Source organism: Varibaculum prostatecancerukia, from assembly GCF_943169825.2.
Classification (GTDB): domain Bacteria; phylum Actinomycetota; class Actinomycetes; order Actinomycetales; family Actinomycetaceae; genus Varibaculum; species Varibaculum prostatecancerukia.
In genome coordinates, this window is sequence record NZ_OW968402.1 from 1,114,858 (window position 1) to 1,138,087 (window position 23,230).

Genomic DNA, 23,230 nt, shown 5'->3' on the forward strand with positions numbered 1-23,230 from the left:
CCCTGTGCTAACCTACGGGAAAGAGAAAACTATTTTGAATTGGAGATTCGCCAATGGGAGCTCCCCTCATCGATCTAATGCAATTCACTTCGGTGGCCGCAGCGGTGCTGGATCGCGCCCGCAGGCGTCCTCGACAAATAGCGGTTGAACGTCCCTCCGCGCTTGGGGCTGCTTGGGAAAAAATCCCTGCATCCTCGCTAGGAGCCGATATTCGCGCCGCCGGATTAGGGTGGATCGGTCTGGGGTTCAAACCGGGAGATGCGGTTTCTATCCTGGGATCCACCTCCTACGAGTGGATGGTTATGGATCTGGGAGCGCAAGCAGCCGGGCTAGTTACCGTTCCGATTTATGAAACTGACTCTTATGAACAGGTAAAGTGGATTGCGCAAAAAGCCCAGGTAAAGGCGGTAATTACCGATTCTACGGTGCAGGCGAATATGGTGCGCCAACTGGATAAGGAACCTGAACTTGCCGGTCAAATCTCGGTAGTCTTTTCCTTAGACGATTCGGGCTTTACCCGTCTTCTAGAACACGGACGCGCTATTTCTGCTGCCGAATTAGATGAGCGCCTAGAGCAGATAAACACTGATGACCTTTGCACCATTGTGTTTACTTCCGGAACTACTGGGCGCCCCAAAGGGGTAGAAATCACCCACGGAAACTTCCTGCGCCCCCTAAATGCCGTCATCGAGCGGCGCAGTTGGAACGAATGGATCTATGACCCTGGAGCCCGGGTAATTTACTTTTTGCCGGTAGCCCACGTACTTGCCCGTTTCTTGGGGTATCAGCAACTGGTAGGTCACGGTACCGCCGCTTTCTTGCCTAACGCCAAAACTATTGTTAAAGATATTCAGACTTTCAAGCCCAATGCTTTGCTGGTGGTGCCGCGGGTGTTGGAAAAAATCTATAACGCCGCTGATGCGACTGCCGGATCCGGGATTAAGCTGCGAATTTTCCGTTTAGCTGCCCATACCGCTGAGCAGTGGGCGCGCGCGCAAGAGTCCGGGAAAGAATTTTCCTTTGGGCAAAAGCTAAAGATTTCTTTAGCTCGGAAGCTAGTTCTTAATAAGATCAAAAAACTTATGGGTGGCAACCTGCAGGGGATCGTATCTGGGGGAGCACCCATGGCCGAGCGGCTCGGCCGCTTCTTTATTGGATGCGGAATCGAAGTCTTGCAAGGATACGGAGCCACTGAAACTACAGGACCGCTGACAATGTCAGACCGAATTGGCAATAAAACCGGATACGTGGGGCATGCGCTGTTATGCAACGAAGTGCGTCTGGGCAAGGGTGGCGAGTTGCAGGCACGCGGCGGCTCGATTATGCGGGGCTACTACGGGGAACCAGACCTGACTCGGGAAGCTTTCACCGAGGACGGCTGGTTGAAAACCGGAGATATTGCGCAGATTGATGCGGACGGGAACGTTAAAATCACCGGGCGCGCCAAAGAAATCATTGTGACCGCTGGCGGGAAAAACGTAGCTCCCGAATACCTCGAGGAACGTTTGAAAGGACATCCCCTAATCTCACAGGTAATGGTGGTAGGAGATAACAAGCCTTTTGTCGCGGCGCTAGTTACCCTCGATAAAGAAATGTTGCCCACCTGGCTGAAGAATCACGGGATGGAACAGATGGATATTACCCGGGCAGCTCGCGATCCGCGGGTACTGGAAGCTTTGCAGCGGGCAGTCCAGCGCACCAACCGGGCAGTCTCCCGGGCGGAATCCATCCGTAAAATCAAAGTTATTACTACTGATTGGACTACCGAAAACGGGATGCTGACCCCCTCGCTGAAAATTAAACGGAATCAAATTCGCGCCGTTTACGGGGAACAAATCGAAGATTTATTTACTAAGCGGGAAGAAAAATAGTAGATCAGCCGGCCTATAAGCCGGGTTCTGTACTGGCGAAGCCAGCGGCGACCATCTATCTACGACGTACGTTACCGCACGCCTGTAGCAACCTACCCGCAAGTTAAAGGCGGACCACCCAACTCGCTGCTTGGTCTTGCTCCGGATGGGGTTTACCTAGCTGGCCAAGTCACCTTGACCACTGGTGGTCTCTTACACCGCCTTTTCACCCTTACCAACGCGAGAACGTGGCGGTTTGTTTTCTGCGGCACTAGCCCGCGGGTCACCCCGGGTGGCTGTTAGCCATCATCCTGTCCTGTGGAGCCCGGACTTTCCTCGACTATTACTAGCCGCGGCCGCCCGGCCGACTGATCCGGGTCAATAATACCTAAAGGCATCCTCTCACCGAAAAGCAAAGCGCTATTTTATGAATCTAAATCGGCAAGAGGGCTGCTGATTTTCTGGAGGTTGGTAGACTAAAGACATGGTTGCCTATATAGATATTCACCCAGTTAATCCGCAAGCACGGCTGATCACGAAAGCCGCTGACATTATTCGTGACGGAGGCGTAATCGCCTATCCCACGGATTCGGGATATGCCCTCGGATGCAAACTTGGAAACAAAGCGGGACTAGAACGGATACAAACTATCCGCAAGCTGCCTAAAACCCACAACTTCACCCTGATCTGCCATGATTTTAAGCAACTGGGGAAGCTAGTAATTGTCGACAATTCGGCGTTTAAGCTGATAAATCGGCTCACACCCGGGCCTTTTACCTTCATTATGAAGGGGGATAAGGCGGTGCCCCGGATTATGGTTAATCCCAAGAAAAAGACCGTGGGGGCCCGGATTCCCAATCATGTAACTACCTTGGCGCTGGTAGAAGAATTGGGGGAGCCCCTGATGTCCTCTACTTTGATTTTGCCGGATAAGGATGTGCCGGAATCTAACGGGTGGGAAATCCGTGACGAAATCGGTTACCTGCTAGATGCGGTGATTGAAGGGCCGGTAGAAGAAGCTCGTCCCACCACGGTCATTGATCTCACCGGAGAAGTTCCCGAGGTAGTACGCCAGGGCGCCGGTGATCTTTCGGATGTAATGCTCTAGTGGATCTTTTCCAGCAAGCCGCGCTGAGTGAGCAGGGAATACCGGCGTTCTCAGATTCTGCGCCCCTGGCGGTGCGGATGCGGCCGCTCAGTATCGATGAGGTGGTAGGGCAAAGTCATCTGCTCGAGCCCGGTTCTCCTTTGCGCAGGCTATTGGAGCCTCAAGGTAGCGCGGGGGCAGTGAGTTCCATAATTTTTTGGGGTCCGCCGGGCACTGGTAAAACTACCCTTGCCTATTTGGTAGCCACCGCCTCGAAGCGAAATTTTGTGGAGGTCAGCGCGGTTTCGGCCGGGGTAAAAGAGGTGCGGGCAGTTATTAAAGAGGCGCGCGAGCAACTGCGCGCTACTGGGAAACAAACCGTGCTCTTTGTGGATGAGGTACATCGTTTTTCTAAGTCCCAGCAAGACGCTTTGCTGCCGGCAGTAGAAAACTCCTGGGTAATCCTGGTGGCGGCCACTACCGAAAATCCCTCCTTTTCAATAGTGTCTCCGCTGCTGTCACGATCTTTACTGCTGACTTTAAACCCTCTAAATAGTGAGGACGTGAAACAGTTGCTGCGCCGCGCCCTCGTCGATGAACGTGGGCTAAAAGGCAAGGTAACGGCCGATGAGGAAGCGCTGACCCGCCTAGCAGATTTAGGAGGCGCAGACGCCCGCAAGGCGCTGACCTTACTTGAGGCAGCCTCCGAAGGTGCGCTATCTGCGGGACGCAGCGCCCTCACCACCGAAGATATTGCGCGCGCTGCCGATAGCGCAGTTGTGAAATATGACCGTGATGATCACTACGACGTGATTAGTGCTTTTATTAAATCCATGCGCGGCTCCGATGTGGATGCTACTTTGCATTATTTGGCGCGCATGATCGAAGGGGGAGAAGACCCCCGCTTTATCGCCCGCCGAATCATGATTTGCGCCAGCGAAGACGTGGGGATGGCAGATCCTAAAGCCTTAGAAATCGCGGTGGCCGCCGCGCAGGCAGTGCAAATGATCGGTATGCCCGAAGGGCGGATTATCCTAGCGCAAGCGGCCGTGGCAGTAGCCACCGCCCCGAAATCGAATGCCTCCTATCTGGGAATCGAAGCCGCGATTAAAGATGTACGGGCGGGAAAAAGCGACGCGGTACCCGCCCCGCTGCGTGATTCTCATTACCCTGGCGCAGAGAATCTGGGAGTGTCCGGATACAAGTATGCTCACGACTATCCGCACCATATTGTTAAACAAACCTATCTACCTGCAGCTTTAGTTGGAACTGAGTATTATCATCCCACCGATAACGGATATGAGGAGCTGGTAGCTAAGCGACTGCACACCATTCGCGGCATCTTGGCCGATGGCAAAGGCGAACCAAAATAGGCTAATCTAAAACCTGTTGTCTACAGGCAACCCTGGGGTCTTAGCCCGCGTGGTGACCCCACCGGCCTCGCCGGTGAAATGAAAAATGAAGAACACATACAGGAGAAAAACTAAATGGGAAATAAGCGTTCGCGTAAACAGGTTCGTCTATCTCGCGCTTTGGGGATTGCTTTAACCCCCAAAGCTCAGCGTTACTTCGATCGGCGTCCCTACGGGCCCGGTGAACATGGACGGGCTCGTCGCCGCAGCGAATCCGACTACGCTATCCGTTTGAAGGAAAAGCAACGTCTTCGCGCCCAATACAATATTCGTGAGGCGCAGATGCATCGCCTATTCGAAGAGGCGCAGAGCATTAAAGGCATGACCGGTGACAACCTAATTGTGTTGCTGGAGTCGCGTCTAGATGCCCTGGTATTGCGCTCGGGTTTTGCTCGCACTATGCCCCAGGCTCGCCAGACGGTAGTTCACCGTCACGTCCTCGTAGATGGCAAACCGGTCGATCGTCCCTCTTACCGGGTAAAGCCGGGTCAGGTTATCCAGATTCGTCCCAAGTCCCAGACTAAGGATCCCTTTATCGTAGCGGCCGCGGGTTCCCACCGCGACGTGCTACCGGATGTGCCGGCATATTTGGATGTCAACTTGGAACAGCTCCAGGCCACCTATGTGCGTCTGCCTCAGCGCGATGAAATCCCGGTCGTTTGCGACCTGCAGATGGTCGTCGAGCACTACTCGCGTTAATCTTAAAAATTTTCGCCTGATGCCTCCTGATTTTTCGGGAGGCATCAGTCATATTTGCCTCGGTTCGGGGCTTTGGGCGCGGTAGGGTAAAATTTAGCGATATAAGCATTTCTTAGGGAAGGAAAAACTATGAGCGTCGGTGAGATAGCTTCACTAATCGCAGCGGTAGCTTTTTTGCTGCTGGTACTGTTCTTGGCAATACCACTATGGAAACTAGGGAAAGTTTTCGACCAGCTACAAGGCTCTATTAAACAGGTTGCCTCCGATACCGGCGATACCGTCAAAGAAGTTTCACAGACGGTTCGGGATGCTAACGCCCAGTTGGTACGGGTAGATGCGGTTACCACTTCGGCCGCGCAAGTTGCTCAAGACGTCTCTGCGGTTTCGACCCTGGTTTCTTCCACCTTCGCCGGTCCGTTGATCAAACTCTCGGCCTTTTCCTACGCGGCTCGCAAAATGTTTAACCGGAAAGGTCAGTAACCATGAAGAAACTGGTAAAACTGGGGATTGCGGCAGCACTGGTAGGCGCTATCGCCTACTCGATTCCGCCGGTACGGGAGCGGATGCAGGCAGCCTGCGCCTCTTTCCAAGAGGACTTTGAGAATAGGGAAAGGCAGCTGCGCGCGGCTTTAATGCCCGAAACCACCCCCTTAAGTTAACCGCTTTTCAACCAGGAGGTTTTTCCTCCTCATAAAGATTTAGAGGCATAATGCAAACTTCTGAAATTCGTTCCCGCTGGCTAGACTATTTTGCGAAGCAGGGACACCACTTGGCGCCTTCAGTTCCCCTGGTGTCTCCCGATAAGTCGATTCTGTTTACGATTGCGGGAATGGTGCCGTTCATTCCCTATATTGTAGGTACCGAACCGGCACCTTGGCCGCGAGCTGCCAGTGTGCAAAAGTGCATCCGCACTAACGATATTGAAGAGGTCGGCAAAACCACCAGGCACGGAACTTTCTTCCAGATGTGTGGAAACTTCAGTTTCGGCGACTATTTCAAGCAGGGTGCCTCCAAAATGGCCTGGGATCTGCTTACCGGGTCTGTGGACGAAGGCAAATACGGCCTGGACGGGGACAAACTGTGGGTAACGATTTGGGAACAGGATGACGAGGCCGAGGACGTATGGCTAAACCAAATCGGCCTCGACCCCTTGCACCTACAAAAACTGCCGCGAGAAGAAATCTTTTGGGATACCGGACAGCCGGGACCGGCCGGTCCTTGCGCAGAAATCCACTTTGATCGCGGTAGCGCCTATGGCCCGGAGGGCGGCCCAGAAGTAGATACCGGCGGTGATCGCTATCTGGAGCTGTGGAACCTGGTATTCGACCAGTACCTGCGAGGCGAAGGGACCGGCAAAGACTACCCGCTGCTAGGCGAACTAGACAAGAAATGTATCGATACCGGGTTGGGATTAGAGCGACTAGCGTTTTTGCTGCAAGGCAAGGACAATATGTACGAGATTGACCAGGTGTTCCCGGTAATTGAGAAAGCCCAGGAACTGTCCGGAAAGCAGTACACCCAGGGTAAAACTTCAAAAGATCCTAACGACATCAGGATGCGAGTAGTCGCCGATCACGTACGCAGTGCCCTGATGCTGATTGGAGACGGGGTGCGTCCCGGAAACGATGGTCGCGGATACGTTTTGCGTCGCCTGATTCGCCGAGTAGTACGCGCCATGCGTCTGCTGGGAGTAACCAAGCCGGTGTTCCCGGATCTGCTCCCAGTCTCCAAGCAGGTGATGGCGGCCTCCTATCCAGAATTGGATCAGGATTGGAAAACTATTTCTACGGTTGCCTACGAGGAGGAGGACGCTTTTAGACGCACCCTCGAGTCAGGAACTTTGATTTTTGACCAGGCAGTTAGCCAGGTTAAGAAACGCCACGAAACCCAGCTGTCTGGTAAAGATGCTTTTACTTTGCACGACACCTATGGATTCCCGATTGACCTAACTATCGAGATGGCCGGGGAGCACGGCATCAAGGTTGATCGCGAGAAGTTTACCCAGCTAATGCAGGAGCAAAAGAACCGAGCCCGCGAAGATGCCCGTGCCAAGAAGACCGGGCACGTAGACGCCCGCATCTACCATGAACTCGAAGCCGAGCTCGGTCACGAAGTCGAATTCGTGGGCTATACCGAAGATAGCTGCAACGCCAAGATTATCGGGCTACTAGCTGATGGCCAAGCGGTACCCACCGCCTCGGCAGGCAGCAATGTCGAAGTCGTCTTAGACACCACGCCTTTCTATGCCGAAATGGGTGGCCAGCTGGCTGATCACGGAATAATCCGCTCCTTCCAGGGCGCCAAATTTAAGGTCGAGGACGTGCAAAGCCCAGTGGCTGGGTTGCGGGTCCACCGGGGAACCTTAGAGCAAGGACAGTTAACCGTAGGTGATGAAGTAGTGGCGGCTATCGACACTGCCCGCCGGAAAGCAATCGCCCGCGCTCATACTGCTACTCACATGTTGCATAAAGCCCTGCAAGAGAACTTGGGGGCACAGGCTACCCAGGCGGGTTCCGAAAACAATGAAAACCGACTGCGTTTCGACTTCCACCACACCCGCGCCCTTAATGCAGAGCAACTAGGGTCGATTTCAGATCGGATAAACGATCGTTTGCGGGATAACCTGGAAGTAAATACCGAGGTTATGCCGATTGAAGAAGCCAAGAAATCGGGAGCTACCGCCCTGTTTGGAGAAAAATATGGCTCCATGGTGCGGGTAGTAGATATTGGTGATGGCTGGGATCGTGAATTTTGCGGTGGTACCCATATGCCTTCTACCGGGTACCTGGGACAAGTAGTCCTGATGGGGGAAAACTCCATCGGATCCGGGGTTCGCCGAATTGAAGCCTTGGTGGCTGATGAAGCCAATGAATTCCAAGCCAAAGAACACGCCCTGGTATCGCAAGTCGCCTCGATTATGGGGACTAAGCCGGAGGAAATTCCGGCACGCATCGATGATGCCTTGAAGCGTTTGAAACAGGCACAGAAAAAACTTGCGAAACTGCAGGAACAATCGCTGCTGTCACGAATCGGAGAAATCGCTGCCTCGGCTAAAGATATTCACGGCATCCGAGTGATTACTTTTAATGCCGGAGAGGTATCTGCTGATTCTTTGCGTATCCTCGCCCAATCGCTCTGTGAGCATCTAAAAGAGGCAAACGCGGTGATTAGCGTAGGGGGAGTTTCGAAAGATCGCCCTCAGGTGATCGTAGCTACCACCCAACAAGCCCGCGACCAGGGAATAAAAGCCGGTGACCTGGTTAAAATAGCGGCGCAAACCATGGGAGGCGGCGGAGGCGGTCGCCCGGATTTGGCACAAGGCGGGGGTAAAGATGCCAGTAAACTCGCTGATGCTCTTCAGGCGATAGCTAGTAAGATCGCAGCGAGATAATGCGCAACGGGGTACGGATCAGTATCGACTTAGGTACTCGCCGGATTGGGGTGGCTCGCTCCGATGCGGCGGGAACTTTAGCGTTTCCGGTGGAGACCATTTATCGCGATGGGGGACAAGAACTTTTCCAGATCGCCGAACTAGTAGCTGAGTATGAGGCTAAAGAGATCATTATTGGTTTGCCGCGTCTGCTCAGCGGAAAAGAAGGCAAAAACGCTGCTGACGTGCGCTCCTGGGGTGCCGAATTGGAACAGCTGTTACCAACTTGTAACATAAGACTTGTAGATGAGCGTCTTACCAGCGTCAGCGCTCACCAACAGTTGCGTTCTGCCGGACTTGGTGGACGCCAACATAAGAACGTCGTAGACCAACAGGCTGCGGTGCTGATACTGGAGCATGCACTGGAAACAGAGAGGCAAACCGGGCAGATTCCCGGAGTGCCACTGGGCAGCGGACCTGAAAGCGAGGAAGCCTGATGAGCCGGGAGCCTAACACCACCCCTCCAACGCGACATTTTCCCTCCCGTCGCGCCGATAAATCAGGGGCCGCCAGTCCTGAATCAGGCGATGGTCAGGCCAGCCTCGATAACTATTGGGAAGAGGAGGCTCCGCAGACTAAGCCGCCTGCTGCTGCGGCTTCAGGACGGGCTGCGCGCAGCAAAGCCCGGCGGAAGAAACGCACTATCGCGGCAATCGTTATTTTGGTGGTTATTGGGTTAATCGCCGGGGCTTCCATAATCGCCACCAGGGAACTCGGGGGGATCAGCACTATTTTATCTGGTGGTAAGGACTACGAGGGTAAAGGCTCCGGGGAAGTAATTATTGAAGTTCCTGAGGGCGCCTCCGGGAAAGCTATTGGTGCGATCCTCCAGAAAAAGGGCGTAATCGCGGATGCTGAAGTATTTGCCGATATTTTCAAGAAGAACTCCCTAGCGCAAGGGGTGCAGGCGGGACGCTTTAGGCTTCATAAACGGATGTCTTCACGCGAAGCCTTGGCGATGTTGCTGGATCCAGCTTCGAAAGCAGATATTAAAGTAACCATTCCCCCCGGGTTTACAGTCAAACAGATTAAGGCTCGTTTTCAAGAATCGATCGGCTTTAGCGCTGATCAAGTGGCAGAAGCTTTTGCGGATCCGGCAGATTATGGGATTCCCGGTCAAAGCGAAGAAAGCTTTGAGGGCTGGCTGGCACCTGACACCTATACAGTGGCCACCAATCAAAGTGCTAAAGACCTAGTAAAAACCATGGTTGATACCCAGATTAAGCGGCTGGATGATGCCGGGGTGGCAGCTGACCAACGCGCAACGGTACTGATTAAGGCTTCGATCCTGGAAAAAGAAGTCAATGTGGAAAAATACTATCCACAGGTAGCGCGGGTGATCGAAAACCGTATGCAAGATAATAGCGATACCCACGGTTACTTGCAGATGGATTCTACTGTCGTTTATGGTCAAGGACGCTCAGGCGGGATTCCTAGTTCCGAAGATTTGGAAGAAGATACCCCCTACAACACCTATAAACATAAGGGGTTACCGCCTACCGCGATTGGTACAGTGGGCGAGGCGGCCTTGAAAGCTGCTGTGAAACCCGCAGATGGCAAATGGCTTTACTTCACCACAGTTAACCTGGACAGCGGGGAAACTAAGTTCGCCCTCACTTTAGAGGAACAAACTAAGAATGTGGAAGAACTAAAGCAGTGGTGCCAGCAGAACCAAGGCAAATGCAAACGATAAAGCCCTGGGCGGCGGTAATCGGATCACCGATTACGCATTCCCTTTCTCCGGCTCTGCATCTGGCGGCCTATCGAGATTTAGGCCTAGAGATCGATTACCGGCGGATAGAGGTCAAAAAAGACGAGGTGGAATCCTTCCTCGAATCCTGGCCAGAGGAGCTGGCGGGACTGTCGGTGACTATGCCCCTAAAACAGGTGATTATTCCCTTGCTTTCCCAAGTTGACGGTTTAGCCAAAGCAGTGGGGGCAGTAAATACCGTAGTGCCGTTTCCGGGAGGAATCACTGCCGGATTCAACACCGATGTTTACGGCATAGTGGCGGCGATCAAAGAAGTAAAAGGACGGGACTGGTCTCCCAAAAAAGCGGTGATTATAGGGTCAGGAGCAACCGCGTCCTCGGCTTTAGCCGCCCTGGTGGAACTGGGTACGGGGCAGATTAACCTGGTGGCACGGCGGGTTTCGGGCGCTGGCAACGCGGTGCAGGCGGCTACCCGACTAGGGATCGATCCGGGATATGTTCCTTTAGCAGCTCCCGATAAAGCCCGGGAAATCCTGGAAACTGCGGATTTGATTATTTCTACTGTTCCCCGGGAAGTCCTCGACGATTTTTATAAAACTATTTCTTTTGGCCCAGATCAAACCGTGCTAGATATTGTGTACGATCCTTGGCCGAGTGTGCTGGTAAAAAGGGTTACGAACATTGGCGGTAGCATTATTTCCGGGAAGTTAATGTTGCTGCACCAGGCAGTAATGCAGGTGAAACTATTTACTTCCCGCACCCCGAACCTGGAAGTAATGCGGGCGGCTATTATTAAGAAATAAAGGCGGGATCATGCATATTCTTGTATTTTTAGCGGCGCTGTTATTCGCCGGAGTCGGAAACCTGCTTTACGGTTTGCCGAAGGTAAAGAAATATTTTCGTCTGGCGGGCCGGCAGCGAGCTTTTTGGAATCAGCCCTGGGCAATCGCAGTAGTTGCGGGACTGGCGGTGTGCGCGGCAGTAATCGCGCGTTTCGGATCCATCAACCTCTTGCTAATGTTTCCGCTATTGACCCTAGGTACGGCACTGACGGTAATCGATGCGGGTACCCAACGGCTTCCGCGCTCGATGACCGCAGTCTTTCTGGTGCTAGTTGTGGTGGCGGTAATTTTGGCTGGTTTCATTACTGGACAGTGGGTAAAACCGGCATACGCCCTGATCGTAGCTTTAGGAACCTTTATTTTGCTGTTACCAGGAACCTTTGTGCGTCACGGTATTGGGGTAGGGGATTTGCGACTAGCCCCCCTGCTAGTTGGTTTAGCAACTTGCTCTTCTTGGCACTGTCTGCTGGCTATGGGGATTTTTACGGTTTTAGGAGCTGGCTGCTGGGCGATTTATTTGGTGATCGTGAAAAAAGCCAGTCGCAGCACTCGTTTTGCATTCGGGCCGTGGCTATTAACCGCGACCTATATTGCGCTTGTGCTAGTTCCCCGCTAAACGCGAAAAGCAGCTAGAGGCAGGAGCGTTTTCTAGAAGTGGAAAGCTAAACCACGAAAAACCGTTCCATGACACAATAAAGCCATGTTGAAATGGATGAGCGCTGGGGAATCCCATGGACGCGCCCTCGTAGGAATCCTAGAAGGTCTGCCCGCCGGAGTTGAGATTAGCACCGCTAAGGTAGGGGAGTATTTGGCTGCCCGGCGCGCCGGATACGGACGCGGGGCGCGGCAAAAGTTCGAACAGGATCTAGCACACCTGGTGGGTGGGGTAATTAGAGGAAAAACTACCGGAGCTCCGATTGCCCTACTGATCGAAAATAGTGAATGGCCAAAATGGGAAACGGTGATGAGCCCGGATCCGGTGGATCCGGAGGCACTAAAAATTAATGCCGGCAAAGGTGATGAGCGGGAAGTTGCCCGCAACCAGCCGCTTACCCGTCCGCGCCCCGGACACGCTGATCTGGCGGGAATGCTTGCCTACGATTTGGAAGAAGCGCGCCCGGTCTTAGAACGCGCCAGTGCCCGCGAAACCGCTATGCGAGTAGGACTGGGTGCATTTGCGCAAGAGTTCTTAAAACAAGCTGGCGGAATCGAATTGGTTTCTTACGTAACCCAAATTGGCCAGGTAGCCCTCGAGGACGGTCACCCGATTCCTCCGTTAAGCGAGCAGCAAAAACTGGCAGAAAACCCGGTGCGTTGCCCGGACGAAAAAGTCAGTCAGCAAATGATTGCCCAGATCGATGCAGCGAAGAAAAACGGAGACACTATCGGAGGTAGCGTAGAAGTAGCCGCCTATGGGGTGCCGATCGGACTGGGGAGTCATGTGGCGGCAGATCGTCGCTTAGATGCTCGCCTCGCCGCAGCTTTAATGTCGATTCCGGCGGTAAAAACCGTGAAAGTAGGGGATGGCACTCAGCCGTACCTGCCGGGCTCTGCCGCCCATGACGAGATTATTCGCGCCGCTAACGGGGAAATAACTCGCGGCTCTAATCATGCCGGCGGGATAGAAGGGGGAATGTCCAACGGGCAAATCATCCAGGTAAGCTGCGAATTTAAACCAATCTCTACCGTGCCCCGCGCGTTGCGCACCATAGATTTAGCGAATGGGGAGGAAAGCCGCGCGAACCACCAACGGTCCGATACCTGCGCGGTGATTCCAGGAGCAGTTATTGCCCAGGCGCAGGTGGCGTTGGTACTGGCCGATGCACTTCTAGAGCATGTAGGCGGATATTCGCTGGCGCAGGTGCGCGAAAATCTAAAGGCATATCAGCAGCGAGTGGAGGCACGGCTATGACTGTCGAAAAGCAAATAGTGTTTATCGGTCTGCCGGGCAGTGGAAAAACCTCGGTAGGACGTCTAGTGGCAGCGCGTTTAGGACGTACTTTTTGCGATGCCGACCAGGAAATTTCCCGGCAGGCGGCGATGACCATACCAGAGATATTTTCTACTCGCGGTGAGGACTACTTTAGAGATTTAGAAGTCGATGTTATTGCCCAGCTTCTGCACGGTAATGCGGGAGTGATTGCCTTGGGAGGAGGGGCCCTTACCCGCCCAGAAACCGTCGCGGCTATCGCCGATAAAGAGGTGGTTTTTCTAAATGTGTCACCCGCTACCGCCGGGGCAAGAATAGGTGAAGATTCCGCGCGCCCCCTCTTAAAGGGAAGTGAAAATCCCAGCCAAAAAATCGCGCAACTAGAAAAGCAACGACGGGCTAACTACCTGGCAGCAGCCACTTTAAGTGTGCCTGCAGATGGCAGCCTCAGCGAGGTAGCCACTGCCGTAATTCGAGGTTTGAAACTAGCAGAAACCCGACCGCTATCTCACTACGATTTAAGTTCCCTGGGTGTCTTGTCGAAACAAACTCCAGAAAAAATCCGGCAGATTCCGGTGACTTCTGGAAATGGATACCAGGTTAGCGTAGGCAGCAGTCTTAGTTCGCGAATCGGCCAGATACTGCAGGAGCGCCCTCGCAACCTCTTTTTGATCTGTCCAGCGCCCCTGGAGCAAGCGGCTCGTCACTTGGCGCAATCCTTGACTCAAGCCGGGCAGGTGGTCAAAATTTTTCCGCATCCTGACGGGGAAGCGGCAAAAAATATTCGGGTAGTTGAAGATGCTTGGCGGATTCTGGGAGAAAACCACTTTTCGCGCGAGGATGCAGTAGTAACCCTAGGAGGTGGGGCAACTACCGATATGGGAGGTTTCGTGGCCGCCACTTGGCTGCGGGGGATCGAACTGATAAATGTCCCCACCTCCTTATTAGCAATGGTAGATGCGGCAGTCGGCGGGAAAACCGGAATAAATACTTCCCTGGGAAAGAATCTAGTGGGGTCTTTTTATCCGCCTAGCGCAGTAATTTGCGACCTCGATTATCTACGCACTTTACCCCTTCGTCAGCTGCGCACCGGCTTGGCGGAAGTCATAAAATGCGGTTTTATCGCTGACCATAAGATCTTGGAGCTACTGTCGAAGTGCAGCGCGGAAGAGTTGCTTGCCTCCCCGGCGATATTAGAAGAAGTGATTAGTCGCGCTATCCAAGTAAAAGCCGCTGTGGTCAGCCAAGACCTACGCGAAAGTGGATTGCGGGAATGCCTTAACTATGGGCACACCCTGGCACACGCAATCGAAAAAGCCTCCTCCTATCAAGTGCTGCATGGGGAAGCAGTGGCGATCGGGATGGTGTTTGCTGCCCAGGTGGCAGTAGAAATGCAGCTACTTACCCCCTCGCAAATGGAAAGCCAGCGCCGCCAGATTGCCGCGCTGGGGTTGCCGACAAGCTGCCCGCAATATTCTTTCGATCAGCTAGTAAAAATTATGGCCTCGGATAAGAAAGTGCGCGGAGGAATAATCCGGATGGTACTCACAGCCGGTAGTGGGCAAGTGCATGTGGTTCCCATTAGCGACTACCAGCTACTGCAAAGTGCTTTCAACGCCATAAATCAAGACGAGGATGCCGGTGGCGGCACCGTAAATCCTAGCGGTGGAAAGGACGAAGTTGGCTAGGAAAGTTTTCTTAATCGGTCTGCCGGGCAGTGGAAAATCGAGTATTGCTGCCGCTTTAGCCAAAAGATTTGGGTGGAAACTGGTAGATACGGACGTACTGGTAGCCGAGAAGTTGGGAGTGCCGCTAGCTACTGCGGTGATTAGCGCCGGTGAAAAAAGCTATCGTCAGGCAGAACAGGAAGTCCTGGGCGCCCTCTTAAAAGAAATGCCCGCTAAAGACACTATCGTTGCTATGGGTTCCGGGGCGTTAGATAACCCCCAAACCCGGCAAAAGCTAGCTGAACTTCCTGGTAAAGAAATAATAGAACTGGTGATAGATCTGTCTACTATGGCTGATCGCGCCGGTCTCAATCGTCCTCGCTCCCTAGGATTGGGGATGCCGAGGGCGTGGCTGCGACAGATGGGGCAAGAGCGGCGAGAACGTTGGCAGATTCTGAATCCCCTGGCGCTAGAAGTTTCAGATTTAACGCTGGAGCAGGCTGTCGAAAAAGTTGCCCGCGTCCTGGTAGCGTGACCAAAAACGCAGCTCACTGGCACTTATTTTCATGCTTAGCTTGATTAAAGTAAAGTAGAAGCGATTTATTTTGACTTGGGGGTATTAAGTTGGCGACAACAAATGATTTGAAAAATGGTCTGGTGCTAAAGCTGGATAACCAGTTGTGGCAGGTGGTTGAGTTTCAGCACGTGAAACCGGGTAAAGGCCCGGCGTTTGTGCGCACCAAGATCAAGAATGTACTTAGCGGCAAAACTGTGGATCGCACCTTCAATGCAGGAGTGAAAGTAGAAACCGCTACGGTCGATCGCCGGGACATGACCTACCTGTATCAAGACGGCTCAGATTTCGTGTTCATGGACGATGACACCTATGAACAGGTGATGATCACCGCGGAAATCGTGGGAGACGCCAAGAACTTCCTGATTGAAAACCAGCGCGCGGTAGTAGCTTTCCATGACGGACAAGTATTGTTCCTAGAACTGCCTGCCTCAGTTATTATGCAGATTACGCACACGGAGCCTTGGCTACAGGGCAACCGGTCTTCGGCGGGAACTAAGCCGGCGACTGTAGAGACCGGGTATGAAGTGCAGGTTCCGCTGTTTGTGGAAGATGGCGAAAAGATTAAGGTCGATACTCGCAGCGGCGATTACATATCTCGGGTTAAGGAATAACCGAAGGTGTCCAAAAATCGACTTTCGCGGCGTACTAAAGCGCGGCGGCGGGCAGTTGATACCCTCTACGAAGCTAATCTCAAAGGTCTAGATCAGAACCCGGAGGATATACGGGAACTGATAGCGCAGCGGCAACGTTTAAGTACTGCCCAAACTACTTTGCCCGACTATGCGGCGGAAATCGCCCAGGGGGTGGCTGAGCATCTTTTCGACATCGATATGACGCTCAGCCAATATTCCCAGGCGTGGGCACTTGATCGTATGCCGAAACCGGATTTAGCCATTTTGCGCTGCGCACTCTGGGAAATCCTCTACAATGACGATGTTCCCTGGAAGATTGCGGTAGATGAAGCGGTAGGCACTGCGCGCGCGATTTCAACTCCGGAATCTCCGGATTTTATTAACGGAGTGCTAGATGCTATCGGGCGCTCCAGTGAAAATAACTCAAGCGAGCAGTAGCGAAAGCCGCCAGCTTAGGGTGCGCCCTTGCCACCTCGACTGCTCACGGATTTTAGGAGGCAGTCATGAGTGCAATCGTTTTTCGCGGCGCCAAAATCCTGGGGGAAAGCCCCGCGGACATTCTGGTGGAGGACCATGAAATCCGCCAGGTAGGCGCGGACTTAGCGCTAAGTCCTGGCAGCGGAATTCAAGAAGTAGATGCCCACGGGATGGTGGCACTACCGGGACTGGTGGATCTACATACTCATTTGCGCGAGCCAGGCGGATCTGATGCCGAAACTGTAGACACCGGCACCGCTGCCGCGGCCAAAGGGGGATATACCTGTGTTTTCGCAATGGCAAATACGACTCCTACCCAAGATTGCCCGCAGATAGTAGAGCAAGTCCTTGATCTGGGACGCCAGGCGGGTCGGGTAGATGTACATCCGGTAGGGGCAGTCACTAAGAACCTAGCCGGTAAAGAGCTTTCTGATCTACGGGGAATGCATGAATCGCGGGCAGCCGTAAATGTGTTTAGTGATGACGGTAAATGCGTTTTTGATCCGCTACTGATGCGGCAAGCTCTAGAGATTGTCCGTGATTTTGATGGGGTAATCGCCCAGCATTCCCAAGAGCCGCGTCTAACCGAAGATTCGCAAATGAACGAATCTTACCTGGCGAAAGAGCTGGGGCTCAAGGGCTGGCCGACGGTTGCAGAAGAAATGATTATTGCCCGCGATATTTTGCTTTCTCTCTACTTGGATGTGCGGGTTCATGTTTGTCACCTTTCGAGTGCGACTGCGGTGGAACTGGTGCGTTGGGGCAAGTCCCAAGGCGCGCGGATCAGCGCGGAAGTTACCCCGCATCACCTGTTCCTCACTCAGGAAGAACTACGAGGGCGGGATCCGCTGTTCAAAGTAAACCCCCCGCTGCGCTCACAAAAAGACGTCGAGGCGGTGCAGGCAGGATTAGCAGACGGCACGATTGACCTGGTGGGGACGGATCATGCCCCTCACCCCCGCAAACTTAAAGACTGTGATTTTGAGTGTGGCGCTTTCGGGATGATTGGGCTGGAAACCGCGCTGCCAGTGGTTGCCACCACTATGGTGCAAAGCGGAAAAATGACTTGGCAGGATCTGGCACGGGTAATGTCGGTTACCCCGGCAAAAATCGGGAAAGCGAAGGGTCAAGGTGAGGAGATCGCTCCTGGCTCTACCGCGAATCTTTGTTTCATGGCTCCCGATGCCTCTTGGATAGTTAACCGCGAGAGCCAAGTTTCGCGTTCTGATAACACCCCCTTTGCGGGCAAGGAATTGGTGGGGCAGGTGCGTCACACCTGCTACCGCGGGAAACTGACGGTACTTGATGGACAGTTGCAGTTTTAAGGAGGAGCTAAAGGTTTTATGAATCGCTACGGTGTGCGCCTGGCAGAGGCGATGGAAAAGTTCGGCAATGTGTGCGTAGGTATTGACCCCCATCCCTCACAGCTGAAAGTCTGGGGACTCAATGACAATATTCAAGACCTCCGCACTTTTTCGCTAACTTTGGTGGAAGCTATGGCCGGCCAGGTGCCGGTAGTTAAACCCCAATCCGCGTTTTTCGAGCGTTTCGGATCTAGCGGGATCAAGGTGCTGGAGGAAGTGCTGGCAGCCTGTCGCCAAGCGGGGCTGCTTGTCATCTTGGATGTTAAACGCGGTGATATCGGTTCTACGATGGCCGGCTATGCGCAGGCATATTTAAGCCCCGATTCTCCCTTGGCTGCCGATGCGATTACGCTTTCTCCCTACCTGGGTTTCGGTTCACTGAAGCCTGCTCTCGAGCTCGCCAGGAAGCATGGCAGGGGAGTCTATGTGCTGGCACTTACCTCCAATCCGGAGGGATTCGAGGTGCAGCATGCCAAAAATGCGAGCGGCAAAAGCGTGGCGGCCGACATAATTTCGCAGGCAGAGCAGATAAATAAAACCTGCGGTGATGAAGGTCACATCGCAGATATTGGTTTGGTTGTCGGCGCTACCACCGGAAATGCTGCAAAAAACTTGAGGATTGATTTTTCGGAATTTTCCGGATCTATTTTATCGCCAGGAATTGGAGCGCAAGGGGCGCAACCAGCGGATATACAAAGAATCTTTGGTAAAAGTGCTTGCCGAGTCCTGGCATCAACTTCGCGGGGAATCTCCTCTGCCGGTCCGGACGTCTCTTCCTTACAAGCCGCGGCAAGACAAATAACCGAGCAAATGAGTGATATTTTTCGCAACTGAACTGGCAAAACTTCGCGAATGGGTTGGCTTAAATAGAAGAAAGCAACTAATCTTTTTCGTGTTGTTAACCCGTAAATCTAGATGAAGAGGTAAATATTAAATGGCACTTCCTTCCTTAACTCCCGAACAGCGCGCACAGGCTCTGGAGAAAGCCGCTCAGGCTCGCAAGGCTCGCGCGGAAGTCAAAGCTAAGCTGAAGAACCGGGAACTGACCCTTTCTGAGGTCATCAAGAATGCTCAAGATGATCCTTACTTGGGCAAGATGAAGGTTCAGGCTCTGCTAGAGGCTCTGCCTCGCGTAGGCGCCACCACTGCCGCCGCGGTAATGGAAGAGATTGGCATCGCCAAGTCTCGCCGCATTCGCGGTCTAGGCGAGCACCAGCGCGCCGAGCTGATTCGCCGCTTCGGCTAAATAAAACCGAAAAGCTATAAAATACAGTATGGGACCTGAGAAATTGGGTCCCATACTGTTATTTTCTACTGGCTCAAAAGGTGGAAACTTTGCCGAACTCACGTTTATATGTACTAGCTGGCCCCTCCGGAGTGGGCAAAGGAACTGTGGTTAACGCCCTGAGAAAAATGTATCCGCAGGTAAAAGTGGCAGTTTCTGCTACTACCCGCGCTCCGCGCCCCGGGGAACGCGACGGCATCGACTACTATTTCCTCAGCGAAGAACGCTTCGATAAGCTACTTGCTGCCGACGGATTTCTAGAATGGGCGCAAGTGCACGGGCGGGCTCGCTATGGCACTTTACGCTCCGAAGTGGAGGAACACTCTAGTCGGGGCGAAGACGTGATTTTAGAGATTGACCTAGCGGGAGCGCGGCAGATTCGGCGCACGCATCCAGATGCCCACTTTATTTTCCTGCTTCCTCCCAGCCAACAAGCCCTAGAAGAGCGGTTGCGGGGCAGGGGTACCGAGGATGACGCAGAGGTCGCTCGGCGCCTAGAAACCGCTAAAATCGAGCTGGCAGCGGCAAAGGAATTTGAGCACCAGCTAATTAACGATCACCCTGAACAGGCGGCGCGCGAACTAGCCGCCTTAATGGGAATAGCGTAAACTTTTTGTGAAGATGCGGCGCTGCGCCGCTAGTTTAGAAATGAGAGGACAACATGTCGGGTACTGTTGCTAGCCCCGAGGGGATTACCAACCCCCCAATAGATGATCTATTGGAAAAGGTAGAGTCCAAATACGCCCTTGTGGTCTACGCGGCCAAACGGGCACGGCAGATCAATACTTATAATCTGGAAATCGCGGAGGGAATGTTTTCTACTCCTGGTCCGCTGATCGACTGCAATCCCGAAGATAAGGCATTGAGCATTGCTTTACGCGAAATCGATCAAGACGCCCTCAATCTGAAAGAACATGACGAGTCGGTAAAGGACTAACCCATCATGTCTGAGCGTCGCCGGATCATTCTTGGGGTGGGTGCGGGTATCGCCGCCTATAAAACCACTAGCGTGGTGCGCGCCCTGGTTAAATCCGGCTTCGATGTATGGGTGATTCCTACTCCTGCCTCTTTGAAAATGGTGGGGGAGGTTACCTGGCAAGCGCTTTCGGGCAATCCGGTTTATTCGCAAGTGGATGAACCTCCAAGCGGGGTCGGACATATTGAGCTGGCTCGTGATGCTAGTGCAATCCTGGTAGCTCCCGCCACCGCGGATCTTTTGGCGCGGATAGCGCACGGGATTGCCGACGATATGCTCACCAATGTAATTTTGGCAGCAAGCTGTCCCTTACTGCTCGCACCAGCGATGCACACCAATATGTGGGAAAATGGGGCTACCAAGGATAATGTGCAAATCTTGCGGCAGCGGGGAGCCCGGTTCATTGGTCCGGCTACAGGAGCGCTTTCCAGCGGGGACCAGGGAATAGGCCGCATGGCGCCGGAAGATGAAATCGTATCCCAGACGTTGGCGGTGCTGGGTTCTGGCAGTTGGCAAGATCAGAAAGTCATGGTTAGTGCGGGAGGCACCCGGGAACCGCTAGATCCAGTACGTTTCTTAGGAAATCGTTCCTCGGGGCGCTTCGGAATAGAAATTGCCCGCAACTTTGCCCTTCAAGGGGCGCAAGTTACTTTGTTGGCAGCCAATATCGATTCGGCACTGTTAGCGTCACTACCCGCAAACATCGCGGTTATTTCCACGCCCACCGCTGCCCAGATGCACCGAGCAGCTTTAGAACAGTTCCCCAAAATGCAGGTAGCAGTGATGGCGGCGGCAGTAGCCGACTATCAGCCAGCAGAATTCCAAGCCCAAAAAATCAAGAAAATCCCCGGTCAAAACGAGTTTTCTTTACAGCTGCGTCCCACTGCCGATATTTTGGCGGATTTGGCCTCCAAGAAATCTGATCAGCAACTGGTGGCGGGATTTGCTGCCGAAACTGGATCTTGGGATCAGGTTGTGCAGCTAGGGCAGGAAAAAGCTCGCCGCAAAGGTGCCGATATTATTTTCATTAACCAGGTGGGGGAGAGCTCTGGATTCGGGGATGTGACTACGCGGGTCAGTGCAGTCGACCAGCAGGGCAGCGAAATTGGGCAGTTCGCGGGGGATAAAAGCCAGCTGGCAGCCCAGATAGTGGCGCTGATTCGCCGGCAAGTCCAGTGAATGACCAAATGCCGCGATGGAGCGGCGTAGACCCCCTGCTCAAGATCCGCTCTCTCAAACAGGGCGAGCAGGAAAACGGTCAGCAACAAGAACTACTTGTGGCACCGGAAAAACCTTTGCCGAAATGGGAAAATCAGGATTCAATTGCCACGGTTATTCCCGATACGCCCTTGTTTCATTTAGCTAGGGGATTAGACTATACGGTTCCTGCGCGCTTGGCTGGGAAGATTCAGCCCGGATGCCTAGTGAGCATAAAGATAGGGGAGCAGACGCTACGTGCTTGGGTGAAAAGTATTCGCCCCGCCGAGCCGACCCAGCAACGTTTACGCGCCATTAGCCGGGTACTTAGCCCCCATCCTTTAGTTTCTGTCGCTAGTTTCGAACTAGCAGAACAGGTGGCCTCCCGCTATGCGGGGAACGTTTCCCAAGTTTTAACTCACGCGATTCCCAAACGCCATGCCAGTAGCGAAAAAGAGTTTTTTGCCTCCGTTAGCAAAAAATCTGCAGCCGAAGCCGCGCAGAAGGTTGCTACCGATCTTTCCAGCTCCTTCGCGAGGGCGAAACCGCTGATAGCCAGCTACCCGAGCGGAAAGGAACTGCTGGAATCACTGGGGAAAGCAAAAGCCTGCAAAGTGGTGTGGTCAGCGCTGCCCGAACCCGATAAGCCCGCGCCCTTTAACCAGATCTCCCAGCTAATAGCCTCCGCTCTCAAAGCTCCGGGCAGCGTACTTTGCCTATTTCCAACCGGGCAGTTAACCAAAGCGTTTAGTTCTTATTGGGAGAAAAACTCCCCGGCAGGGGCGCCCTCAGCCCTGGAATATCACTTTGATTTGGGAGTTAGTGAGCGTTACCGCGCCTACTTAAAGTGCCGTTTTAACCAGCCTCGCCTGGTAGTGGGCACTCGCTCCGCCGTATTTGCGCCTTTAAAGAAACTATCCTTGCTTTTGATTTGGGATGAGGGAGCCGAGACTTTCCAAGAAAAAGCTGCCCCCTATTGGCATAGCCGGCAAGTAGGAATGCTACGGGTTGGAAGTGAAAAATGTTCGTTAATTTTAGGGAGTTTTTCGCGATCTCCGCAGGCACAAGCGCTAGTAATGTCTACTTGGGCTCACGATTTAACCCCTCGTAAACACCAAATCCAGCTGCCTAAGATTTTCACCCCCGAATATGAAGATCGCGATGACCCCAGTATCGGACGGGTTGAGTTATCCTCTACCGCTCTACAATTTGTGCATCGTTCTTTAAAACACGGTCCGGTACTAATCCAAACCGCCCGCAAAGGTGGTCGTCTCGGTTTAAGCTGCGCAAACTGCCTAGCACCGGTGCGCTGTCCGCAATGCTTCGGCACCGTGCAGCAACTGCGGGTCGAATTTATTTGTAATAGTTGCGCTCATCATTTTGAGTTCCGTTGCTCGCGTTGCGGTAAGCAGGAAACTAGGGCAGCGGTGCGCGGGAATAAACGCATTGGGGAAGAAATCGCGGCGGCCTTCCCGAAAGTATCCGTGATTAACTGTGATGCTGATAATCCCTTGAACCATATCGGTTCCCAGTCGGCATTGGTGGTAGCGACCAATGAACAGGAACCGGTAGCTGAATCCGGATATGCGGGAGCGTTGCTGCTGGATGCCGGAATGCTGCTGAGCTTGGATCGAATTTGGACCGCCGAAGAAGCCTTGAGGCGGTGGGCGAATGCTGCCGCCAAGGTGGCTCCCGGAGGCCAAGTAATGCTGAGCGGAGATCCCGGTGAACGTTTAGCTTTAACTTTTAAGCAACGCGCATTTAGCCAGTGGGCAAGGCAGGAACTGCGAGAGCGAGCAGAAGTAGGAATTCCTCCTACCGCTGCTTTGGCTACTATCCGCGGCAGTCAGACAGCCGTGGATAAAATCAATCACCTCGCCGACTTTGGGGATGCGCAAGTAATCGGGCCAACCAGAAATGGCGAACAGTTTCAGTTACTAGTACGCTCCCGCCTAGATCAGGGGCAGGCGCTGCGCCGCGAACTTCAACGCATTCAAGCGGTGGCTTCCCGTAAGAAGTGGGGCTCCCTTAAAGTGCAGGTAGACCCGATAGATCTTTAATGTTCCAGGTGATGGAAACAGTAAACTGATACGA

Annotated in this window: 23 protein-coding genes and 1 other RNA gene; 23 read left to right on the forward strand and 1 reads right to left on the reverse strand. The window is 53.4% G+C overall.

Features of this window, described 5'->3' with window-relative positions; translation table 11 throughout:
• Positions 1-53 precede the first annotated feature (53 nt).
• Positions 54-1,871: an AMP-dependent synthetase/ligase gene (locus KO216_RS04775; protein ID WP_215523145.1), complete on the forward strand. Its 1,818-nt coding sequence runs from the start codon at positions 54-56 to the stop codon at positions 1,869-1,871.
• On the opposite strand, the gene rnpB is transcribed toward KO216_RS04775, so the two are convergent.
• Positions 1,872-2,222, reverse strand: an RNA gene (gene rnpB / locus KO216_RS04780) — RNase P RNA component class A.
• Positions 2,223-2,334: 112 nt separating this feature from the next.
• On the opposite strand from rnpB, the gene KO216_RS04785 reads away from it, so the two are divergent.
• The 22 genes from KO216_RS04785 to KO216_RS04890 all read left to right on the forward strand — a co-directional run bounded on the left by KO216_RS04785 (position 2,335) and on the right by KO216_RS04890 (position 23,196).
• Positions 2,335-2,958 carry an L-threonylcarbamoyladenylate synthase gene (locus KO216_RS04785; protein WP_215523146.1) on the forward strand — a complete coding sequence of 208 codons (624 nt, stop codon included), beginning with the start codon at positions 2,335-2,337 and terminating at the stop codon, positions 2,956-2,958.
• Positions 2,958-4,310 (forward strand): replication-associated recombination protein A, encoded by a 1,353-nt coding sequence (locus KO216_RS04790; protein WP_215523147.1) that lies wholly within the window; start codon positions 2,958-2,960, stop codon positions 4,308-4,310. Before KO216_RS04785 ends, KO216_RS04790 begins: the two co-directional genes overlap by 1 nt.
• Positions 4,311-4,424: 114 nt before the next feature.
• Entirely contained in the window at positions 4,425-5,048 is a 624-nt protein-coding gene (gene rpsD / locus KO216_RS04795) for a 30S ribosomal protein S4 (RefSeq protein ID WP_215523148.1), read from the forward strand.
• A gap of 129 nt (positions 5,049-5,177) precedes the next feature.
• The gene (locus KO216_RS04800; protein WP_215523149.1) at positions 5,178-5,528 is read left to right on the forward strand and encodes a DUF948 domain-containing protein; all 351 of its coding nucleotides are present in this window, start codon (positions 5,178-5,180) and stop codon (positions 5,526-5,528) included.
• 2 nt (positions 5,529-5,530) lie between these two features.
• Positions 5,531-5,707 carry a hypothetical protein gene (locus KO216_RS04805; protein WP_215523150.1) on the forward strand — a complete coding sequence of 59 codons (177 nt, stop codon included), beginning with the start codon at positions 5,531-5,533 and terminating at the stop codon, positions 5,705-5,707.
• 50 nt (positions 5,708-5,757) lie between these two features.
• Positions 5,758-8,439, forward strand: coding sequence for an alanine--tRNA ligase (gene alaS, locus KO216_RS04810; protein WP_215523151.1), 2,682 nt, complete (start codon positions 5,758-5,760; stop codon positions 8,437-8,439).
• Positions 8,439-8,915: a Holliday junction resolvase RuvX gene (gene ruvX, locus KO216_RS04815; protein ID WP_215523152.1), complete on the forward strand. Its 477-nt coding sequence runs from the start codon at positions 8,439-8,441 to the stop codon at positions 8,913-8,915. Before alaS ends, ruvX begins: the two co-directional genes overlap by 1 nt.
• The gene (mltG, locus tag KO216_RS04820; protein WP_215523153.1) at positions 8,915-10,171 is read left to right on the forward strand and encodes an endolytic transglycosylase MltG; all 1,257 of its coding nucleotides are present in this window, start codon (positions 8,915-8,917) and stop codon (positions 10,169-10,171) included. Before ruvX ends, mltG begins: the two co-directional genes overlap by 1 nt.
• Positions 10,159-10,992, forward strand: a complete 834-nt coding sequence (locus tag KO216_RS04825; protein ID WP_215523154.1) for a shikimate dehydrogenase — start codon at positions 10,159-10,161, stop codon at positions 10,990-10,992. The genes mltG and KO216_RS04825 overlap by 13 nt, the downstream gene beginning before the upstream one ends.
• Before the next feature lie 10 nt (positions 10,993-11,002).
• Positions 11,003-11,647, forward strand: a complete 645-nt coding sequence (locus KO216_RS04830) for a prepilin peptidase (RefSeq protein ID WP_215523155.1) — start codon at positions 11,003-11,005, stop codon at positions 11,645-11,647.
• 84 nt (positions 11,648-11,731) lie between these two features.
• Positions 11,732-12,943, forward strand: coding sequence for a chorismate synthase (aroC, locus tag KO216_RS04835; RefSeq protein ID WP_215523156.1), 1,212 nt, complete (start codon positions 11,732-11,734; stop codon positions 12,941-12,943).
• Entirely contained in the window at positions 12,940-14,649 is a 1,710-nt protein-coding gene (aroB, locus tag KO216_RS04840; protein ID WP_215523157.1) for a 3-dehydroquinate synthase, read from the forward strand. Before aroC ends, aroB begins: the two co-directional genes overlap by 4 nt.
• Positions 14,642-15,163, forward strand: a complete 522-nt coding sequence (locus KO216_RS04845; protein WP_215523158.1) for a shikimate kinase — start codon at positions 14,642-14,644, stop codon at positions 15,161-15,163. The genes aroB and KO216_RS04845 overlap by 8 nt, the downstream gene beginning before the upstream one ends.
• 89 nt (positions 15,164-15,252) lie before the next feature.
• Positions 15,253-15,816, forward strand: coding sequence for an elongation factor P (efp, locus tag KO216_RS04850; protein WP_215523159.1), 564 nt, complete (start codon positions 15,253-15,255; stop codon positions 15,814-15,816).
• Positions 15,817-15,822: 6 nt separating this feature from the next.
• Positions 15,823-16,275 (forward strand): transcription antitermination factor NusB, encoded by a 453-nt coding sequence (nusB, locus tag KO216_RS04855; RefSeq protein WP_215523160.1) that lies wholly within the window; start codon positions 15,823-15,825, stop codon positions 16,273-16,275.
• 65 nt (positions 16,276-16,340) lie between these two features.
• Positions 16,341-17,639, forward strand: coding sequence for a dihydroorotase (locus tag KO216_RS04860; protein ID WP_215523161.1), 1,299 nt, complete (start codon positions 16,341-16,343; stop codon positions 17,637-17,639).
• Positions 17,640-17,657: 18 nt separating this feature from the next.
• Positions 17,658-18,512 carry an orotidine-5'-phosphate decarboxylase gene (gene pyrF, locus KO216_RS04865; RefSeq protein ID WP_215523162.1) on the forward strand — a complete coding sequence of 285 codons (855 nt, stop codon included), beginning with the start codon at positions 17,658-17,660 and terminating at the stop codon, positions 18,510-18,512.
• A gap of 100 nt (positions 18,513-18,612) precedes the next feature.
• Positions 18,613-18,924 (forward strand): integration host factor, actinobacterial type, encoded by a 312-nt coding sequence (gene mihF / locus KO216_RS04870; RefSeq protein ID WP_215523163.1) that lies wholly within the window; start codon positions 18,613-18,615, stop codon positions 18,922-18,924.
• Between the two features lie 89 nt (positions 18,925-19,013).
• Entirely contained in the window at positions 19,014-19,571 is a 558-nt protein-coding gene (gene gmk, locus KO216_RS04875; protein WP_215523164.1) for a guanylate kinase, read from the forward strand.
• Between the two features lie 53 nt (positions 19,572-19,624).
• On the forward strand, positions 19,625-19,900 hold the full coding sequence (gene rpoZ, locus KO216_RS04880; protein ID WP_215523165.1) for a DNA-directed RNA polymerase subunit omega: 276 nt from the start codon (positions 19,625-19,627) through the stop codon (positions 19,898-19,900).
• A 6-nt stretch (positions 19,901-19,906) separates the two neighbouring features.
• Positions 19,907-21,118 (forward strand): bifunctional phosphopantothenoylcysteine decarboxylase/phosphopantothenate--cysteine ligase CoaBC, encoded by a 1,212-nt coding sequence (gene coaBC, locus KO216_RS04885; RefSeq protein ID WP_215523166.1) that lies wholly within the window; start codon positions 19,907-19,909, stop codon positions 21,116-21,118.
• Between the two features lie 8 nt (positions 21,119-21,126).
• A complete protein-coding gene (locus KO216_RS04890; RefSeq protein ID WP_215523167.1) occupies positions 21,127-23,196 on the forward strand; it encodes a primosomal protein N' family DNA-binding protein in 2,070 nt (689 codons plus the stop codon).
• Positions 23,197-23,230 lie beyond the last annotated feature (34 nt).

Excerpts from the sequence above, each read along its gene's own strand:
- rpoZ (WP_215523165.1), top strand. The coding sequence starts at position 19,625 with ATGTCGGGTACTGTTGCTAGCCCCGAGGGGATTACCAACCCCCCAATA.
- KO216_RS04800 (WP_215523149.1), top strand. The coding sequence starts at position 5,178 with ATGAGCGTCGGTGAGATAGCTTCACTAATCGCAGCGGTAGCTTTTTTG.
- mltG (WP_215523153.1), top strand. The coding sequence starts at position 8,915 with ATGAGCCGGGAGCCTAACACCACCCCTCCAACGCGACATTTTCCCTCC.
- KO216_RS04830 (WP_215523155.1), top strand. The coding sequence starts at position 11,003 with ATGCATATTCTTGTATTTTTAGCGGCGCTGTTATTCGCCGGAGTCGGA.
- aroC (WP_215523156.1), top strand. The coding sequence starts at position 11,732 with ATGTTGAAATGGATGAGCGCTGGGGAATCCCATGGACGCGCCCTCGTA.
- rpsD (WP_215523148.1), top strand. The coding sequence starts at position 4,425 with ATGGGAAATAAGCGTTCGCGTAAACAGGTTCGTCTATCTCGCGCTTTG.
- ruvX (WP_215523152.1), top strand. The coding sequence starts at position 8,439 with ATGCGCAACGGGGTACGGATCAGTATCGACTTAGGTACTCGCCGGATT.
- KO216_RS04775 (WP_215523145.1), top strand. The coding sequence starts at position 54 with ATGGGAGCTCCCCTCATCGATCTAATGCAATTCACTTCGGTGGCCGCA.
- coaBC (WP_215523166.1), top strand. The coding sequence starts at position 19,907 with ATGTCTGAGCGTCGCCGGATCATTCTTGGGGTGGGTGCGGGTATCGCC.
- aroB (WP_215523157.1), top strand. The coding sequence starts at position 12,940 with ATGACTGTCGAAAAGCAAATAGTGTTTATCGGTCTGCCGGGCAGTGGA.
- KO216_RS04825 (WP_215523154.1), top strand. The coding sequence starts at position 10,159 with ATGCAAACGATAAAGCCCTGGGCGGCGGTAATCGGATCACCGATTACG.
- pyrF (WP_215523162.1), top strand. The coding sequence starts at position 17,658 with ATGAATCGCTACGGTGTGCGCCTGGCAGAGGCGATGGAAAAGTTCGGC.
- alaS (WP_215523151.1), top strand. The coding sequence starts at position 5,758 with ATGCAAACTTCTGAAATTCGTTCCCGCTGGCTAGACTATTTTGCGAAG.
- KO216_RS04805 (WP_215523150.1), top strand. The coding sequence starts at position 5,531 with ATGAAGAAACTGGTAAAACTGGGGATTGCGGCAGCACTGGTAGGCGCT.
- KO216_RS04890 (WP_215523167.1), top strand. The coding sequence starts at position 21,127 with ATGCCGCGATGGAGCGGCGTAGACCCCCTGCTCAAGATCCGCTCTCTC.
- mihF (WP_215523163.1), top strand. The coding sequence starts at position 18,613 with ATGGCACTTCCTTCCTTAACTCCCGAACAGCGCGCACAGGCTCTGGAG.
- KO216_RS04785 (WP_215523146.1), top strand. The coding sequence starts at position 2,335 with ATGGTTGCCTATATAGATATTCACCCAGTTAATCCGCAAGCACGGCTG.
- KO216_RS04860 (WP_215523161.1), top strand. The coding sequence starts at position 16,341 with ATGAGTGCAATCGTTTTTCGCGGCGCCAAAATCCTGGGGGAAAGCCCC.